Genomic DNA, 306 nt, shown 5'->3' with positions numbered 1-306 from the left:
GCGAGCCGGCGACAAGAAAGCGCTCACCCAGATACCAATACGTATCCGGAGCCAGGGGATCGAGGACGATCGCCTCGGCCAGAAGGCGCGCCGGGTCGAGCTCCGCGTGAGCCTCGAGACCTTCGCGCCCCCAGGCGACAAGCTCGTTCGCCACGAGCGTGCGCGCTGCGGCGCCGGCCCGGTCCTGGAGCGAAAGCGAGGGCCTCAACGCAGCGATAGCGCCGGCGTGATCGCCGCTATCGACGGCGGCGAGCCCGGCCGCGACACGTTCGAAATCCGCATTCCCAATGCCTTGTGCGCGCAAGC

Annotated in this window: 1 protein-coding gene; it reads right to left on the bottom strand. The window is 69.3% G+C overall.

Annotation, left to right across the window (positions count from 1 at the left end):
• Nucleotides 1-306: hypothetical protein (locus E5162_RS14875; RefSeq protein WP_158291332.1), on the bottom strand; the 306-nt coding region annotated here is incomplete at both ends.

It is taken from the genome of Marinicauda pacifica (assembly GCF_004793635.1).
Taxonomy (GTDB): Bacteria; Pseudomonadota; Alphaproteobacteria; order Caulobacterales; family Maricaulaceae; genus Marinicauda; species Marinicauda pacifica.
Note: the sequence above shows the minus strand (reverse complement) of the source record. Positions and strands in the feature narration are given on the sequence as shown.